Origin of the sequence: Tichowtungia aerotolerans, assembly GCF_009905215.1 — a bacterium.
Lineage (GTDB): Bacteria > Verrucomicrobiota > Kiritimatiellia > Kiritimatiellales > Tichowtungiaceae > Tichowtungia > Tichowtungia aerotolerans.
Map to the genome: position 1 here is coordinate 527,103 of NZ_CP047593.1, position 16,915 is coordinate 544,017.

The window sequence follows — 16,915 nt, forward strand, 5'->3', positions numbered from 1 at the left end:
ATGACAAGGATTGTACTCACTGGAGCGGAATCATCCGGAAAAAGCAGCCTCACCCTGCAGCTTGGGGCACGCTTCGGCCTGCCGATTGCGCTGGAATACGCCCGCATCTGGCTCGAAGCTCACGGGCCGGAATACACGGAGGAAAACCTGCTGACGATATTCCGCGGACATCTCGGCTATCAGCAGGCGCAGGTACCGCCCGGCCTGTCGCTGGGAATTTTCGACACGGATCTGATTAACTACAAAATCTGGTTCGAGGAGGTCTTCGGGCACTGCCCTCAGGAAGTCGTCGATGCCGTCGGGCAGGAAACGTCACACGTTTACCTGCTCTGCGCACCCGATCTTCCGTGGGAACCCGACCCGTTGCGCGAAAATCCAAACGACCGCGAACGGCTCTTTGAGCGGCATCGCACTGAGATTGAAAACCTCAATCGTCCGTATGAAATTGTGCGCGGAACCGGCGAGGAGCGCCTGAGCTGCGCCGAAGCCGCGCTGAACAAACTGATCCGGGCCTAAAGCCTTGTAATTTTTGATTCGTCGTAACGATATTCCGGTTCCAGTGTTTCGTCCGGAACGCCGAGCGGGAACAGTGCAAACGGGGTCAGCTTTTCGGGCACGCCGAGAACACTGCGACAGCCCGCCACGCGCGGCGGAACGTTGATGACTGCAATCCAGACGGTGCCGAGCCCCATGTCCTGAGCGGCCAGCTGCAGGTTCTGAGCGGCACAAGAGCAATCCTGCTCGCCGAATCCTTCGAATCCTTCGAGCGACTTGTCGAGGCAGATCAGGACCGCGGCCTGCGACTGCCTGAACATCGCGTTCCCTTCGTCGACTTCGGCGGCCAGCGCATCGAGTTTTGCACGATCAGTGGTTACAAAAAACTCCCACGGCCGCCCGTCGCCGGCACTCGGCGCATTCATTGCCGCTTCGAGAAGTGTTTTAATCTGCTCTTCGCTGACCGGGGTGTCCTGAAATGCCCGAATGCTGCGACGCGTCATGATGGCTTGAATGGTTTCCATGCGTTTCTCCTTAAATTTATGACCCGGAATCATGCCGGAGCGCTCCGGCTTCCGCAAGAGAACAGCGTTTCCCAATGGTTGGAACTTTTTTTCCAACCACTGGAAACCGGCCTTAGAGACCGAGCATAAACATGCAGGCCTTGTCCCAGAAACCGGGCAGGATTTCGTGGCCGAAGTCGGGATAGACTTCCAGCGATTTTTTCGACGTGATTTTGTTGTAGGCGGCGAACTGGGTGGATGGCGGGCAGATGGTGTCCATCAGGCCGGTTCCCATCATCACTTCGGCCTTCACACGCGGCATGAGGTTCTGGATATCGATGTACCCCAGGCGCTCAAAAAACTCGCCCTGCCGCTTATGCTGCGGATCATGGTGACGGAAAAACTCCTTGAGTTCGGCATAAGCATCCTTGGCCTGATCCATCTCCCAAACGCGACGGTAATCGGAAAGAAACGGGAAGATCGGCGCGGCCCGTTTGATGCGCGGCTCGAGCGCCACGCACGCCAGGGTCAGCGCACCGCCCTGGCTGCCGCCCAGAGCACCAACGCGGGTTTCGTCGACATCGTCCATTTCCATCACAATTTTCGCCAGCTGGGCGGTATCGAGAAAGATGGAACGGAACAGCAGTTTTTCCGGCGCATCATCGAGCCCGCGAACAATCTGCCCGCGCAGCGTGGTTCCCTTGACGCCCCCGACATCTTCGGAAAACCCGCCCTGCCCGCGGCAGTCGAGCGCCGCAACCGTGAAGCCTGAAGAGGACAGGGCAATACTTTCGCCAGTGGTCCAGTCGCCGGCACTTCCGGAATATCCATGAAAGCGAAGGACTGCCGGATGGGGCTCTGCGGCATTTTTCGGCTGAAACAGTTTTGCGTGAAGCCGCGCACCGCCGACGCCGGTAAACCACAGGTGAGAACAGGTCACGGTCGGCAGCTGGAAGTCCGCATCGGGAATGATTTCGATCTGCGGATCCACCGCGTTCATCTCGGCCAGTGCGGCGTCCCAATAAGCATCAAAATCAGCAGGTTTTGGATTAATTCCCTGATAGGTCTTCAGCTCTTCAAACGGCATATCAAAAGTCAGCGGCATCGGTTTTCTCCATCTATTGTTCAATATATTTTCGTTTCAGCGACGAATTAATGCTGGTTAAGATTTCATACGGAATGGTCCGGCAGATCTGGGACAGCTCGCTGGCCCAGATGGCTTCTTCGCCCTGCCGCCCGATCAGGGTTACGACATCGCCCACCTTTACGTTGGCATCGGGCCCGACATCCACAGTAATCCAGTTCATACTGACCCGACCGACCACGGCACAGCGGCGACCGCCGATCAGCACATCCCCTCGATTGCTGAGGCTTCGGTTGTAGCCGTCGGCATAACCCACCGCCACGGTGGCAATCTGGGTCGGGTATTCCGTGGTGTGGGTTCCGTAATATCCCACGGGAAATCCGGGGGGAACCGACTTCACCTGCACCACTCGGGTTTTCCATTCCAGAATCGGCGAGGTCAGAAAGCGACCGGCCGGGTCCGCGGCGCCATATCCGTAGAGGTCGATGCCCTGACGGACTCCATCAAAGTCCCATTCCGGAAAGTAGAGAGCCGCACGACTGCTCGACAGGTGCTTAAATGCCGTCGGCGGAACGCATTCCATGGCCACTTTGAAACGCTCGGCCTGAAGGGTGGCGTCGACCGGAGCATTCGGCTCCACCTTCGCAAAATGGCTGCACACGCCCGTAACATTGAGCCCGCCGGCACTGTTCAGCTTTTCCATGGCTCCGGCGACATCATCCCACTGCACGCCGAGGCGCCCCATGCCGGTATCGATTTTCAGGTGCACATCCAGCACCTTGCGGCGCGAGCGGGCCTCTGAGGCCAACGCAAGTCCATGTTCCAAATCGGTGATGATCGGCAAAATCCGGTTTTCGAACAGAAGATCAATCTGCTGAGGATCAATATAACCCATCACCAGCAAATGAGCCTCCGGCAGAATTTCCCGCAGGGCAATTGCAGAGTCCAGGTAGGCCACTGTAAACCAACGTACGCTCTCTTCCGAAGCTGCCTGAGCAATCGGAAGCAGTCCGTGCCCGTATGCATCGGCTTTGACAACAAAGATAATTTCAGGCCCCGGATTGACTGCAGACCGAATGGAACGAATATTTTTCCGCAGCTGTCCCAGGTTTATTTCCACCCATGAATGATTCACGCTCTCTCCTTAACGCAATAAATGCCTAACATTCTAAATCAATTCGAGCGGCCTTGGCAAACCCGCCGATCAACAGTTGAGAAAAAAGTCATCCCATCCGCTCCCTGACCCTGTCTTTGGCACGCAAACACGAGCCCCGTATCCCATTGAGCCTATGCCTCTTCGAAACATAAACGGAATCGAGCAGCCGGTCCTGGCAAACTGAAAACCTCAAGAATAATAGTATTCACGAAAGCATTCCCGTGTTATTTTCAAGACCTGAAAGGGTCCTGAACAGTGAACAGCATGGGAGAATGGAATGCGGATTCATGTTAAGCTGATTGGTTTTGTTGCCGGAGTGCTATTGGTCCCATTCCTGATCGGGGTCATATACATCGACCATTTTGGAAAGGCGTATTACCAGAAACAGCAGGGAATCCTTTATCTGACCATTGCAGAAGAGCTGGCCGACACCCTTCAAACCGGAATCAAGCGGGAATTCCGTCACATTCTGGACTGGGTTGAAATCAGTCCCGTCGCCGCTTTAAGCAAGGAGTACGCGGCCGTCCCGCTGGATATGGGGGAGGTTTCTCTCAAAGATACTGCGTGGCCGAACCTCACGGAACAGGATCCTACAATCCAGGAGATTCTGTCCAATCCGCTGTCAGACTATCTCCGGGTGTTCAACGGAATCAACCCGTGGTTCGCGGAAATCATAGTCACAGACCGTCATGGCCGACTGACTGGAGCGACCAACAAAAGCACAGACTACTGGCAGGCGGACGAACCCTGGTGGCAGAAGACTTCGACGTTTCCCTCCGGCAAAGGCTATTTATCAAGCATCCAAAAAGATGAGAGCGCCGGGGTTCTGGCCATTGACATTGCAACCCCGGTTTACAGCAAAGACTCATCCAGCGAATTCCTGGGCGTCCTGAAGACCAGCCTGAATATCAAATCGATTCTCCGGCAGGCGGCTCCATCACCATGGAATAAAGAAATTTCCCGAAACATCTTTTTCCCGGACGGACGCCTTCTGACGCGCATTGACGGGGAAACCATTCCGGGAGCCTCGTCGCTTTCACCGACAGTCCTGCAGCAATTAACGGAATCCCGGGGCCACTGGACGACCGCGGAGATTATTCCCGGGAAACCAGCGCTGGTCGCCTCAGTTACCATCCGGCTGACAAACGAGGAAGTCATGGAAGCACCTCCGGAACTGATCGTTGTTGTCTGCCGGGACCTTGACGTCGCCATGATGCCGGTCCGGAATACCCTGCACCAACTGACTTTATACGCCGTTTTCTCCCTGATTATTCTCGCTGTAGCCAGTTATCTGATCGCAACGCACTGGTTCGCACAGCCACTGGAACAGCTGCGCGGCGCGGCGCTCAGCATCGTAAAGCACATCAAGCAAAGCGAACAGGGACAGTTTGAAGAAATGTGGGAAAGCCGGCAGGCTGCCGCCGAAACATTGGCGGATCTGGAATCCATCCAAACCAAGGACGAAATTCAGGAACTGTCCGAGGACTTCATCCGCATGGGGCGGCGCGTACTGAATTTCCAGCGTCAAATGGAACGTGAACTGATGGAAAAAACCGAAGAGATCCATTCCGACCTGCTCATGGCGAGAGAATTTCAGACCGCCCTTCTTCCGCAGGACATTCCGGACATGTCCGCCATCGAGAATACCAGCCGCTACAATCTCCACTTCAGCCACATCTATCGCCCCGCACTTTCCGTCAGCGGGGACTTTTTCGACATTTCCAAAATCTCAGAACATCGCGTACGGGTCTTCATCGCCGACGTCATGGGACACGGCGCACGGTCTGCGCTCATGACCGCCATTCTTCACGCCCTGCTCCACAGCATAGAAAAGACTCCGGAAAAGCCCTCCCGACTGCTCCAGCGGATGAATGAGGAATTCTTTGCAATCGGAAACAAAACCAACGAAACCGTGTTTGTAACCGCCGTCCACCTGATCATCGACACGTTCGCCGGAGTCATTCGGTACGCATCCGCCGGCCATCCCGCTCCGCTGGTGCTCGACCGGGAAACCGGAGACGTCAGACTGCTGCCGATCCCCGGCAAGCCGCCGGCGGTCGGTCTGATTGAAGACTTCACCTACGAAGACAGCGAAATGGACATCAACAGCGAACAAACCCTGCTGCTCTACACCGACGGTGCAACCGAGGCCATGAACCCGAAACAGGAAGAGTTCGGACAGGCCCGGCTGATCGAAACCGTGCGCAAAGCCCATGAATATTCAGAACTGGACAACCTCTCCGGCTACATCCTCGAAAATCTGGAAACCTTTATGGACTCGGCCCCCGCGCTGGACGATATCTGTCTTATCTCCGCCGGCCTGACCCGGCCCAACATCCCGTCCAATCCCGACATCTAATCCGCATCATTTGACATCTTATCCACTGATCTGCTGAAGTGACGTCACCGCTTCACCCGGCCGGAGGCATCCCCGCTCACCAGCTGCTCCACGCTCGAACGGGTCGCAAAATTAAAATCGCCACTGATTGAATGCGCAAGACAGGAGGCCGCAACCGCAAAGTCGAGAGCATCCTGCGCGCACAGGAACTCACCGGAGTTCAGGGCATAAATAAGCGCTCCGGCGAACGCATCTCCACCGCCGACCCGGTCAACAATATCCCGGATTTCATAAGGCGTATAGGTTCCGTCCCGGAGAGGCGAAAGGACCGGGTCCGCATCACGTTCCAGCAGAACAGCCCCCCAGTTATTGTGCGACGCAGAAATACTTTCGCGCAGAGTGGTCGCCACTTTTCCAATGTTTGGAAAACGCTGCATAATCGTCTCCGATACCGAAACAAACCCATCGAGGTTGAGCGTTCCGGAGTTCACATCGGTACCCGCCGCCTGGATCCCGAGGGTTTTATGGGCATCTTCCTCATTGCCGATCACCACATCCGTATACTCCATGATTTGCGGCATCACTTCCTGGGCCAGCTCCTCCGCGGAAAACCCGGGCTTCCAGTTCCATAGTTTTCCCCGGAAATTCAAATCCACAGAAACAGTTGCCCCCGCCTCTTTCGCCGCCCGGGCCGCGCAGATGGCCGCCCGGGCCGCTCCTTCCGAAAGAGCAAGCGTGATCCCGGTGGTATGGAACCAGGAGGCGCCGTCAAAAATTTCCGTCCAGTCAAACTGCTCCGGGCCAATTTCAGAGAACGCACTGGGAATCCGATCATAAATCACCTGGCTGGCGCGCTGGTTGGCACCCCGCTCTACAAAATAGGTTCCCATCCGGGAAGAGCTGCTCCGGTGAATGTGATCCGTAGCAACGCCGAACGATTTCAACTGACGAATACATGACGTGGCAACGGCATGTTCCGGCAGCGCCGTAACGAACTCCGAACTGCCGCCGAAGCGGGCGATGGATGCCGCCACGCTGCTTTCCGCTCCACCAAACGTCATTTCCCACGGACCGGGTGCAACCTGCTCAAAACAAAGATGATCCGGCGGACAAAAACGACACATCACCTCGCCAAAAGTAACAACTTTTCCTGTTTTTATTCCTGCTGACATCCTAAATTTCCTCTTGCTTAAATCTTATTTTAAGTTGAGCCGCAACGAAACAGACGGCCCGTCAAAAACAGATATATTATATTTGATAGAATGCATATTGTATATATTATGGCATTCGTCATTGCAAGAGACAAGAGAGGGTTATTTTGAAAAAAGCACGAATTCTGCCATCATTCCTAAAGGGAATCCGTATCCTGCAAGACATTGCCAGCCATCCGGAAGGCATGAAACTGGCTGAGATCGCACGGGAACTCGGTCTGCCGGCCTCCAATGTTACGCTCTATCTCAATACATTGCTCAGCGCCGGCGTGGTGCTGCGCGACCCGCTGAACCGGCGTTTCTTCATTTCTCCTATGACCATGGAGCTGTTTCACGGCAGCGGGGAAGGCCTGATCCACCAGCTGATCCCCTGCGCCGATGAATCGATGAAAAAACTGCATGATCAGTTCAATGAAAATGTTCTGCTGGGATTCCAGAAGGAAAACACGGTCATTTTCATCAAACACATCAGCTCAAACCACATCATGAGCATACAGATCGAACCGGAACCGGATTTCGCCCTCCACACCACGGCGGCCGGCCGCGCCATTCTGGCGTTCCTGCCGGAAAAAACCATTGAGACCTACATTAAAAACGCCACCTACGAAAAGTACACCTCCAGGACCATTGAGGACGAAACAACCCTCCGTAGAATCATCAGCGAAACACGCGCGAACGGCTATGCCTTCAACCCGGGGGAATTCGAAGAAACTGTCATGGCCATTGCCGCACCCATCATGATTGGAAACCGACCGGTCGCTTCGCTGGTCATTCAATTCCCCACCCTGCGGCACAGTCCGGAAGACGCACAAGCCGCCGGAAAGGATCTGATTGAACAAGCTCGTATCATCGAGAAGAAACTTCAACCCAAATAAAGGATTGCTATGACCCTCCAGGAAAAGATCGCCGACGCTAAAATTATCGCGGTTCTCACCATCGACTCGGCCGAAAATGCCGTACCGCTCGCCCAAACCCTCTTAGATAACGGCATCTGCGCCATGGAGCTCACCCTGCGCACACCGCAGGCCATGGAAAGCCTGGCTCGAATCGTCAGCGAAGTCCCCGAAATGCTCGCCGGCGTCGGCACCGTCATCCGTCCCGACCAGGTTCGTGAAGCAAAAAACAACGGAGCCGCCTTCGCCGTCTCGCCGGGCACAAACCGCGCAGTACTGCAGGCGGCTCAGGATGAAGGCCTTTTCTTCGCCCCGGGCATTGTCACTCCCAGCGACATCGAAACCGCACTCGAATACGACTGCCGACTGATGAAGTTTTTCCCCGCAGAAACCTCCGGAGGACTTCCTCATCTCCGCAGCATGGCTGCCCCTTACAGCTATCTGGGTTTAAAATTCATCCCGCTGGGAGGAATCAATGAAAACAACCTGGTTCACTATCTGTCGGACCCGCTGATCACCGCCATCGGCGGCTCATGGATTGCTTCTCCCGCAGAAATCCGTAACGCGGACTGGAACGCAATCGCAACCAAAGCGAAGGCTGCGTCACAGCTGGCGGGCTGACAACCACTCGGCAAACAAGGGCGCTCCGTCCAGTCCGACCACCCGGCCTTTTTGCACTTCCACCCCCCCTGTCTCGCGGAAGCCGTCCGGCGAAGGCGGATGGAAAAAAAACCGCGGCGTGTGCCCCAGTTTCCAATCATTGGAAGATATTTTTCCAATGATTGGAAGCAACTGCGTTGCGGCACAGTTTTTTTCAATTTCGACATCACTCCAACACTCCGGCACCCCACAACTCCCATACATTTCCTGAAATTTTTCAATCAACGCATCAGAAAGCTTTTTCACCGTCAACTCCGGAGCGTATTCTGAAAGATTCGCCACCTTCGCCGGAACCGATGCAACCGCCCTGGTTTCAATCCCTTCAACCTCCGGCCCGAGATAGCGGCCCAGCCGTTTCAGGTCCGCATTCACCAGAATTGTCCCGTGGTGCAGACTCCGCCCGCGCCGGTGACAAAACGCCTGCCCGGAAAATTTCAGGCCATCAATGCCGAGCGAATTCTTTCCGAGAATGGACAAATTGTGCAGCGCCGCCATTGTTTCCAATGTTTGGAAAATCAGGTCGTACTGCTTCCGCTCCACGTATTCCGTGCGGTCCACCATCACACTCACATTCAGGTTGCCGGAATCGTGATACACCGCGCCGCCGCCGGAAATCCGACGCGCCAGCAATACGCCCTCTTTCTCCATTAAAGACAGACGGCACTCGCGCCACGGATTCTGATTCTTGCCGATTACCACACACGGGTCATTGACATACAGATACAGGAGCGGCAGTTCCGGAGCATGGTCGAGCAGCCACTCTTCCATGGCCAGATTGCGATACACATCCGTGCTCCGGGATTGAACAATCAGCATGGCAATCCCTTCGGGTTGCGGAATATTGGAATGATGGAAAAGCGGATCATTGGAATAACCTATCAACTTGCCTTTCCGCCCAGCAAAACTTTTCTACAGCGTATCGAGCGGGCTTTGCCCGGAAACTCCGGACCGATTCAGCACATGGGTGTAAATCATTGTAGTCGACACATCCGCATGACCCAGGAGTTCCTGAACCGTACGGATATCAGAGCCGCGAGCCAGCAAATGGGTCGCAAAACTGTGACGCAGCGTGTGACAGGTCACCCGCTTGGGAATCCCCGCCTTAACCGCACTGGACTTAACCACTTTCTGTAAATTCTTCTCACTGACATGATGCCGCCTGCGCCGACCGCTCCGCGGATCCGTACTGAGCCGGGCTGCCGGGAAAACATACTGCCAAATCCACTCTTTTGAAGCATTTGGATACTTCCGCGCCAAACTTTCCGGAAGAAAGACCTCTCCAAATCCTGCCGTCAAGTCCGCGTCATGCTGCGCTTTCATCGCGGTCAAATGCGCCTTCAACTCAGGAACCAGCTTTACCGGCAACGGAACCCGCCGGTCTTTTCCTCCCTTCCCGTCAACCACAAGAATATATCCGTTGTCGAAATCAATATTCTGTACCCGCAACCGAATACATTCCATCAGACGCATTCCGGCTCCGTAAAGGAGAGACGCCATTAATTTATTGCGCCCACTCATAGCCGCCAGCAACAACTGCACCTCACCCGGCGACAATACCACCGGCAGCCGCCGTTTCCGGGCCGGACGCCGATATTCCCCCAAATCACCCAGCTCCACCTTCAGCACTTGACCGTAAAGGAAAACCAGTGCATTCAGCGCCTGGGACTGTGTTGACGGAGCGACCTTGCGCACAAGAGCCAGATACTCCAGAAAATCCCGCACTTTCGCCGGTCCCTCAGGAAAAGTCCCTCCGCAATAGTCCACAAAACGTCGCGCCCATTCCACATACGTCTGCTCTGTGCGAATCGACATCGCACGCGTCCGAACCACCTCTTTGATTCGTTCGAGCTGCGCCTCGGCCGCCGGAGTCAATGCACACGCTTCCTGCCTATGAACATCACGCATCAGTGGTGCTTCTCTGGCCAGAGTCGGATGTGTCGGCTCCAGATCGCGGCAGGCGCTCAGCCTCTCATCCCAGTCGTACGTCACCGCCCAATCCAGACTAACTACATCAACCAGTAGAATTTTTAATGCGTTGATCGCCTGAATCATCTGCCAGTCCTGCAGAGAGTCATTGCGACCTAACACATTCAGGTACTGATCGAGATAGGTCGCATCTACGTTACGCAATTTGCGCCCTTCAAGACCATATACAAACTGCTGAGCACGATGCACCGTCCATTCCGCCGCATATCCCGAAAGGCCGTGTTTATTCACTGAATCAGCATAACGACCCCAAAATACGGATTCTTTCCTCGTCATTTTTCTTTTAATAAAAAAGTCAGACACGTAAGCTACCTATCACACAAACAATACTTGTTTAAAGAAAAAATAGGTCGCAAACAATGCGACCTAATCCACTGTTCAAAAATATGAAATCAATATTAACAGCACTGCTTCTGGCAATTCCTGCGTTGGTTGTCGCAGAACAAGAAATAATCATGTATCCGCTCTCTCCATATTTTGAATTCGGGAAAACCAACACTTTTTTGATTTCTGTTAAAAACACAGGTGATAGTCGCCTTCCGGTCCCCGCCGGATTGAAAATGGAGGGCGGAGTAACTCTTCCACGCACAACAATCTCTGTCATGTATAGCTATATTGAGCTGACTAATGGGATTCCTCACATTCCTAGCAGTGGGTTTTGTTGTGCACTACCAAGCATTGAAACCGATCTTGTTATACAGGCACTCGCAGAATCCACAGAAATAGACATCCACCACCAGCTGCATGGAGATCACTTTTTGAACCCCGAGGAGAGTGTTACTTATCAAATTAACTGGACGATTCCCGACCCTCGCCAACATCCGGAATTCAGACCATTGGTTTCAGCTATGGCTCAGGTACAATTTGAGTTTGACGACTTCGGAATTATTACACCGTGTATATCACTTTACCAAAAACCAAAATCGAACCAGAGCACACACTCTATTACCGCCTCCGGCGGCTCAGAGTGATGCTGGTCGTTAGGGAAAATAAATGAAAACACTCAAAACCATCGTAACATTATCCTTTATCGCGATAATTTCATCTTCCTGCGGCAAAGAAGACCCATTGGGCTCTGAAGACATGAAACAGCATTCCCCTACTGCCGTTGAGTTGGGTTGGCAGTATTTTAATCAAGGGGACTACGAAACTGCTTTACGACGGTTCCAGATGGCTGTTCGTCATGACAAAGAAAATGCCCAAGCCTATTATGGCATCGCATACGTCTATAGCGTCCAAGGAAAACTCGACGATGCCGTCAAATACTATCGGATGACTCTAAAATACGATCAAAGTTACGAGTATACCTATGCGAATCTGGGATACGCCTTACTCCAAAAGGGAGAGGAAAAAGAGGCACTTCAGATGTTAAATCAAGCGTTAAAGATTAACCCTGAGTGCGGAGAAGCATATTTGAGCTTTGCCAACTACTACGCATCTAAAGAGGAATGGAAAAATGCGTGGGAAAATTTGAACAAAGCCGTTGATTTAGGACAAAAGATTCATCCTGAATTTATGACGCTAATGAACAGAAACAAACCCTAACCAGCAAAGTCAGCTTATCGGCGACTCCGCCGCCGAACGCTGCTTTGAGACGTTCGATTGCATAAAATGAAAAAAATATTAACAACCAATATCTGGCGAACATGCGTATGCTGTATCGCTATGACCTTATCTGGTTGTGCAATGGAAATGATCGGTGAACGCTTTTATGACCCTAAGCCTGTTGGGGTTTATCCATCAACGCGACTAGATGCATCCTTAATTCATGACTCATGCTCTGGAGGAACATTTTTATTTCCAGAGCCAAACTACTGGGCGACACCTATAATATTTTGCGACTTACCTTTTTCGGTTATAGCCGACACATTGTTTTTACCTGCGGATGTGATCAAAAAAAGTAGGTATGAAAAAAATGAAAACAAATCGAACCAGTCAAGTGAGCCGACTCGGACAACGCCCGCCGATGAGGGCAACAATTAATCCCCGAGTCGGCTCCTTTCAGACGTTGGATTTAAAATATGAAAATAAACAAAACTCAATTCAGATGGTTGCTCGTTGGATATTTCGTTGTCGGCGTGGCCGCGATGACATCATACTTTTTAGACGCATCTGTTGTGCCCTCGATTGTTAGGGATCTCGAGCCAAAGACCCCAACCCAATCTCTCCCACTACTAATTTTGTTATTGGCATTTCTCATTGTCCTGCTGGGTACGGCGGTTGTGGGATTTATCGGCATGTTCAGATTTTCATCACGTTCCCGTTATATTTATCTTGGGGCATTGCTAGTAAGCATTCTAATACGACCATTGGATAAATGGTGTGTTCAGACAGGATGGGAGGCTTTGTTCAGCGAGCTAGATATGTTCTTAGGCGGAGCTATTCTGGCACTATGTATCGTCGGCCCTGCAAAAGAACTGTTCATAAAAAAGGAATCCAACCACCATTAAGCCGGCATGTGGTTTGTCAACTACCTGTCAGTAATATCTCTTCCTTTTTCAGTATAAAATCCTTGATGGAGGTGTAGCCCATTTCCCGTCGCGTGGCCGTGCCGATTTCGATGGCTAGCTTTTGCAGTTTGGTTCGGAAAGAGGTCGTCAGGTTATCTAGCGGAGTAAAGAAGCCCCTGAGTAGATACCAGATATAGACCGTCAATTTTCGGGCGACGGCAATCGCTGCGACATTCCGGTTTTTGCGGTAGATCATGGCGCGTCCCCAGCGGGCAAGGGCGTTTGAGTCCGGGGCCATCCGCAGAATGGCGTGGGCGGCTTGGACAAGCAAGGCTCGCAGGTCTTTGCGGCCAGTATGCTTGATCCCTCCGCTATGATCAGTTACGCCGCTGCGGTTGACTCCCGGCTGAAGTCCGATATAAGCAACAAGCTTTTTGGGATTTCTGAACCTGCTTATATCTCCAATGATCGCACCCAATGCGTAAATTGTAATTGACCTGAGCCCATAAAACTGGACGGTTTGTAGTGAGAGTTCTCCGTGATAATGACCTGCCCCCGTCGATTGGACCACTGAGCCTCTAAAATACGGCTTCTAATAGTTGCTGTGTTCTTTGGGTTCCCTCCCTCCTCCGGAGGAGGGAGGGAAGCGCGGACGCCTCCATCCACGCACCTATATATTCCGTCGGAGTCTTGTTATCAAGCGACTTATGCGGTCGCTGCTCATTGTAATCTTTTTTCCATGCTGCGAGTTTATCACGGGCATCGTCCACTCCGAAGAAAAGCTCCACATTCAAACATTCATCCCTCAACTTTCCGTTGAAGCTTTCGATGTATCCATTTTCGGTCGGCTTACCCGGTCGGATAAACTCCATGGCGACCTCATGATGATATGTCCAGGCATCCATCGACCTGGAGTAAAACTCGCTTCCGTTGTCCACACGAATGCTTTTGGGATAACCGCGTTGATTAGCCACTCCGTTCAGACAAGACGCGACCTTTTCACCGGTGATGGATCGGTCAGCATATAGCGCCAGGCATTCCCGACTAAAGTTATCGACTACCGTCAGTATCCTGAAGTGACGCCCGTCCTCGGTGCGATCCATCACAAAGTCCATACTCCATTGCTCGTTGGGCCCGGCAGCCTGCTCAAGAGGAACACGAGGCCGGTTCGCCAACTTTTTACGGGGTTTCGTGCGAACGGCAAGGTTTTCCTCCATGTAGACCCGATAGACTCTTTTGTGATTAATCTCCCATCCTTCCCGGCGCAACAGAACATGAATGCGCCGGTAACCGAACCGGACACGTTTAGCGGCCAGTTCCTTAATCCGCAGACGAAGCGCCTCATCGTCCCGAGGCTTCGCTTTGTAGAAAAAGGTGGTCCGGCTTAACTCAAAAAGCCCGCACGCCCGGCGGCCCGAGAGTCCGTATGCATCACATGCCCCCTCGGCCAGTTCGCGCTTCCGTGCAGGCTTCAGAGCTTTTTTGCAATGACCTCCTGCAAGATGTGCTTGTCCAGACTCAGGTCGGCTACGAGCTGCTTCAACTTGCGGTTTTCATCACGTAACATGCGTAACTCCCGCACCTCGCTTACTCCAAGCCCCTTGTACTTCTTGCGCCAGTTGTAAAACGTGGCCTCACTGACTCCCATCGACCGGCATAGTTCGGCTATCTTCTCGCCGTTCTCCGCCTGCTTCAGGGCATATACGATCTGTTCCTCTGTGTATCTCTTCCGCTTCATTCGTCCTCCTTATCATGAGGTTAAACGAAGCCGAATCCTAAAGTATCAACTGGTCCAGTTTTCGGGGTGAACGTCAATTAACCCTTGCTCCGCGAGCCAGTCGTTTCCCATCCCCATGCGTGCGCGCCAGCTTCCAATAGCCTTTACGGCTGCTGACAACAAGGCATGCGCATGATAAGAAGGATGCAGATGCAAAAACCGGAAGGTGACACTGCGGAAATCCACCTCGTTCGCAAAGCGACATCATTTTGCGAAGCAAAGTAACGACCTCCGGACACGGCTCACCTTCCGGCCCGACACACATGCGCCAAAATCGCCGTATCGAACTTTAATTGCCGGCGCGCCCGCCGACCCCCTTGGTGCCTTTGGCGATTTCTTTCTTTTTACCTTTTGGGCGCAGAGCGCGCGAAGCGGCTCCGGCCTGCCACATCTCGGAGTCGTGGATCGCTTTAAGCTCTTTATCCAGACGCTCCTTGTAGTTTTTGGCGCCGCAGATGCGCAGAACACGTTTTGCCTCGTCCTTGGTTTTGACTGCTTTGTAAAGGTCCCTGAAAACCGGCATCGTGGCTTTCTTAAACTTCGGAGCCCAATCGAGTGCGCCGCGCTGGGCGGTGGCGGAACAGTTGGAGAACATCCAGTCCATGCCCTTTTCATCGACGAGACGAATCAGGCTCTGGGTCAGTTCTTCAACGGTTTCGTTGAAGGCTTCAGACGGGCTGTGACCGTTTTTGCGGAGCACGTCGTACTGCGCTTCCATCACGCCGGCCAGTGCGCCCATCAGGATTCCGCGCTCCCCGACGAGGTCGGATGTCACCTCTTTTTCAAAGGTGGTCGGAAACAGGTAGCCGGAACCGATTCCGATTCCGATCGCCATACAGCGCTCTTCGGCCCGGCCGGTGGCATCCTGATACACGGCAAAGCTGGAGTTGATCCCCGCGCCGCTCAGGAAGTTGCGACGTACGTTGAGTCCGGAGCCTTTCGGCGCAACCATAATCACGTCGACATCTTCCGGCGGAACCACTTTGGTCAGGTCGTTGTACACAATCGAAAATCCATGACTGAAATACAGCGCATCTCCAGCGCTGAGATTCTTTTTGATCATCGGCCAGCAGGCTTTCTGCGCGGCGTCGGACAACAGATACTGAATAATGGTTCCCTTCTGAACGGCCTCTTCAATTTCAAACAGGGTCTCGCCGGGCTTGAAGCCGTCTCTTTTCGCGCGGTTCCAGTCCGTCATGAATTTTTTGGACTGGCCGACAATCACATTGAAGCCGTTATCGCGCAGGTTGAGTGCCTGGGCAGGCCCCTGCACGCCGTAACCGATGATGGCGATGGTTTCCTTTTTAAGGGTTTTGCGGGCTTTCGCCAGAGTGAACTCTTTGCGCATTACGACGGTTTCTTTGGTGCCGCCGAAGTCAATGACTGCCATACCTATCTCCTTCTTTCTGTACTGCTCCGTTCCAAACCCTGGAACCATCCAGGGCCGGATTTTCCAAGGTTTGGAAAATCCTAAAAAGCAGAACAGGCTTCCGCCTGCCTGAGACGTAAAGAGCCGATGACCGGAAAACAGACGGGACGCCTGTTTATTTCTGCATCAGAAACTTCACGCCGTTCTCAAAAAGTTTGAGTCCCAGCCCCTGGGAAGGAAGAGTACCGTCGAGTTTCTGTTTGTCCCAGTTGGGGTGGTTTTCGGGGAAAAGATAGGCCTCGGGATGCGGCATCATGCCGAAGATACGACCGGTCGGGTCGCACAGTCCGGCGATCGCGTTGAGCGATCCGTTCGGGTTGGCCGGGAAATCCATGGCTGGATCTCCGGCTTCGTCCGCATAGCGAACGGCTGCACAGCCGAGTTGTTCAATTTTTTCGATGACGGATGCTTCGGTAGTGAAAATTTTTCCTTCGCCGTGGCGAATCGGCATCGGCATCTGGGAGAGCCCCTTCGTGAAGATACACGGAGAACCGGTTTCAAACTTCAGGTTCACCCAGAAATTCTGGAAATGACCGCAGTCGTTCTGCATGAGCGCCACTTTCGGCTCAAAATATTCGTTATCAAACCCCGGCAGCAGACCGATCTTGGTCATGGTCTGGAACCCGTTGCAGACGCCCATGATGATTTTTTCGTCATCGATAAACTTCTGAAGCTCTGTGCGCAGATGGTGTTTGACGCGCAAGGCAAACACATGGCCGCTGGTCATGTGGTCGCCGTAAGAAAAGCCGCCGATGAACATCATGCCCTGGAAATCGCGCATCTGTTCGGGCTGATCGATCAGGTCGTTAATGTGAACCTGTACGGCCTCAGCGCCTGCCAGCTCCCATGCGTGGGCCGACTCCGCTTCGCAGTTCACTCCATATCCGGTAATAATCAAAATTTTTGGTTTCATAACAGGCCACCGAGTAAAAC

General features: G+C 53.2%; 18 protein-coding genes. 8 read left to right on the forward strand and 10 right to left on the reverse strand.

Annotated features, from left to right (window positions below):
- A complete protein-coding gene (locus GT409_RS02255; protein WP_160626539.1) occupies positions 1-516 on the forward strand; it encodes an AAA family ATPase in 516 nt (171 codons plus the stop codon).
- On the opposite strand, the gene GT409_RS02260 is transcribed toward GT409_RS02255, so the two are convergent.
- The 3 genes from GT409_RS02260 to alr form a co-directional block, all read right to left on the reverse strand.
- Positions 513-1,019, reverse strand: a complete 507-nt coding sequence (locus GT409_RS02260; RefSeq protein ID WP_160626540.1) for a nitroreductase family protein — start codon at positions 1,017-1,019, stop codon at positions 513-515. The genes GT409_RS02255 and GT409_RS02260 overlap by 4 nt on opposite strands.
- A gap of 112 nt (positions 1,020-1,131) precedes the next feature.
- Complete coding sequence (locus GT409_RS02265) at positions 1,132-2,103, reverse strand: acetylxylan esterase (RefSeq protein ID WP_160626542.1); 972 nt, start codon at positions 2,101-2,103, stop codon at positions 1,132-1,134.
- A 13-nt stretch (positions 2,104-2,116) separates the two neighbouring features.
- On the reverse strand, positions 2,117-3,217 hold the full coding sequence (gene alr, locus GT409_RS02270; RefSeq protein ID WP_160626545.1) for an alanine racemase: 1,101 nt from the start codon (positions 3,215-3,217) through the stop codon (positions 2,117-2,119).
- A 298-nt stretch (positions 3,218-3,515) separates the two neighbouring features.
- Between alr and GT409_RS02275 the strand changes: the two genes are divergently transcribed.
- Positions 3,516-5,597, forward strand: coding sequence for a SpoIIE family protein phosphatase (locus GT409_RS02275; protein ID WP_160626546.1), 2,082 nt, complete (start codon positions 3,516-3,518; stop codon positions 5,595-5,597).
- A 44-nt stretch (positions 5,598-5,641) separates the two neighbouring features.
- Here the strand turns inward: GT409_RS02275 and GT409_RS02280 are convergent, their stop codons facing one another.
- Complete coding sequence (locus GT409_RS02280; protein ID WP_233231588.1) at positions 5,642-6,748, reverse strand: sugar kinase; 1,107 nt, start codon at positions 6,746-6,748, stop codon at positions 5,642-5,644.
- 146 nt (positions 6,749-6,894) lie between these two features.
- Here GT409_RS02280 and GT409_RS02285 point away from each other — a divergent pair, with 146 nt between their 5' ends.
- Positions 6,895-7,662 carry an IclR family transcriptional regulator gene (locus tag GT409_RS02285; RefSeq protein ID WP_160626548.1) on the forward strand — a complete coding sequence of 256 codons (768 nt, stop codon included), beginning with the start codon at positions 6,895-6,897 and terminating at the stop codon, positions 7,660-7,662.
- 9 nt (positions 7,663-7,671) lie between these two features.
- Positions 7,672-8,301, forward strand: a complete 630-nt coding sequence (eda, locus tag GT409_RS02290) for a bifunctional 4-hydroxy-2-oxoglutarate aldolase/2-dehydro-3-deoxy-phosphogluconate aldolase (protein ID WP_160626550.1) — start codon at positions 7,672-7,674, stop codon at positions 8,299-8,301.
- Here eda and GT409_RS02295 read toward each other — a convergent pair.
- Both GT409_RS02295 and GT409_RS02300 read right to left on the reverse strand, forming a co-directional pair.
- Positions 8,284-9,156 (reverse strand): lipoate--protein ligase family protein, encoded by an 873-nt coding sequence (locus GT409_RS02295; RefSeq protein WP_160626552.1) that lies wholly within the window; start codon positions 9,154-9,156, stop codon positions 8,284-8,286. The two genes, eda and GT409_RS02295, sit on opposite strands and share 18 nt — an antisense overlap.
- Before the next feature lie 93 nt (positions 9,157-9,249).
- A complete protein-coding gene (locus GT409_RS02300; protein ID WP_408647947.1) occupies positions 9,250-10,557 on the reverse strand; it encodes an integron integrase in 1,308 nt (435 codons plus the stop codon).
- 155 nt (positions 10,558-10,712) lie between these two features.
- Here GT409_RS02300 and GT409_RS02305 point away from each other — a divergent pair, with 155 nt between their 5' ends.
- The 4 genes from GT409_RS02305 (at position 10,713) to GT409_RS02320 (ending at position 12,776) form a co-directional block, all read left to right on the forward strand.
- On the forward strand, positions 10,713-11,297 hold the full coding sequence (locus GT409_RS02305) for a hypothetical protein (protein ID WP_160626556.1): 585 nt from the start codon (positions 10,713-10,715) through the stop codon (positions 11,295-11,297).
- A gap of 22 nt (positions 11,298-11,319) precedes the next feature.
- Positions 11,320-11,871, forward strand: a complete 552-nt coding sequence (locus GT409_RS02310) for a tetratricopeptide repeat protein (protein ID WP_160626558.1) — start codon at positions 11,320-11,322, stop codon at positions 11,869-11,871.
- A gap of 66 nt (positions 11,872-11,937) precedes the next feature.
- Positions 11,938-12,309 carry a YceK/YidQ family lipoprotein gene (locus GT409_RS02315; RefSeq protein ID WP_160626560.1) on the forward strand — a complete coding sequence of 124 codons (372 nt, stop codon included), beginning with the start codon at positions 11,938-11,940 and terminating at the stop codon, positions 12,307-12,309.
- A 38-nt stretch (positions 12,310-12,347) separates the two neighbouring features.
- The gene (locus GT409_RS02320; RefSeq protein ID WP_160626562.1) at positions 12,348-12,776 is read left to right on the forward strand and encodes a hypothetical protein; all 429 of its coding nucleotides are present in this window, start codon (positions 12,348-12,350) and stop codon (positions 12,774-12,776) included.
- Positions 12,777-12,792: 16 nt separating this feature from the next.
- On the opposite strand, the gene GT409_RS02325 is transcribed toward GT409_RS02320, so the two are convergent.
- The 4 genes from GT409_RS02325 to GT409_RS02340 all read right to left on the reverse strand — a co-directional run bounded on the left by GT409_RS02325 (position 12,793) and on the right by GT409_RS02340 (position 16,895).
- Entirely contained in the window at positions 12,793-13,347 is a 555-nt protein-coding gene (locus tag GT409_RS02325) for a transposase (RefSeq protein ID WP_269844970.1), read from the reverse strand.
- 7 nt (positions 13,348-13,354) lie between these two features.
- Positions 13,355-14,514 (reverse strand): IS3 family transposase gene (locus GT409_RS02330; protein ID WP_408647943.1). Its coding sequence is split into 2 segments (ribosomal slippage): positions 13,355-14,259 and positions 14,259-14,514, totalling 1,161 coding nucleotides; the frame shifts between segments, so codons are not numbered across the junction.
- Positions 14,515-14,842: 328 nt separating this feature from the next.
- Positions 14,843-15,943, reverse strand: a complete 1,101-nt coding sequence (ilvC, locus tag GT409_RS02335; RefSeq protein ID WP_160626566.1) for a ketol-acid reductoisomerase — start codon at positions 15,941-15,943, stop codon at positions 14,843-14,845.
- A 154-nt stretch (positions 15,944-16,097) separates the two neighbouring features.
- The gene (locus GT409_RS02340; RefSeq protein WP_160626568.1) at positions 16,098-16,895 is read right to left on the reverse strand and encodes a phosphoribosylformylglycinamidine synthase subunit PurQ; all 798 of its coding nucleotides are present in this window, start codon (positions 16,893-16,895) and stop codon (positions 16,098-16,100) included.
- Positions 16,896-16,915: the final 20 nt, after the last annotated feature.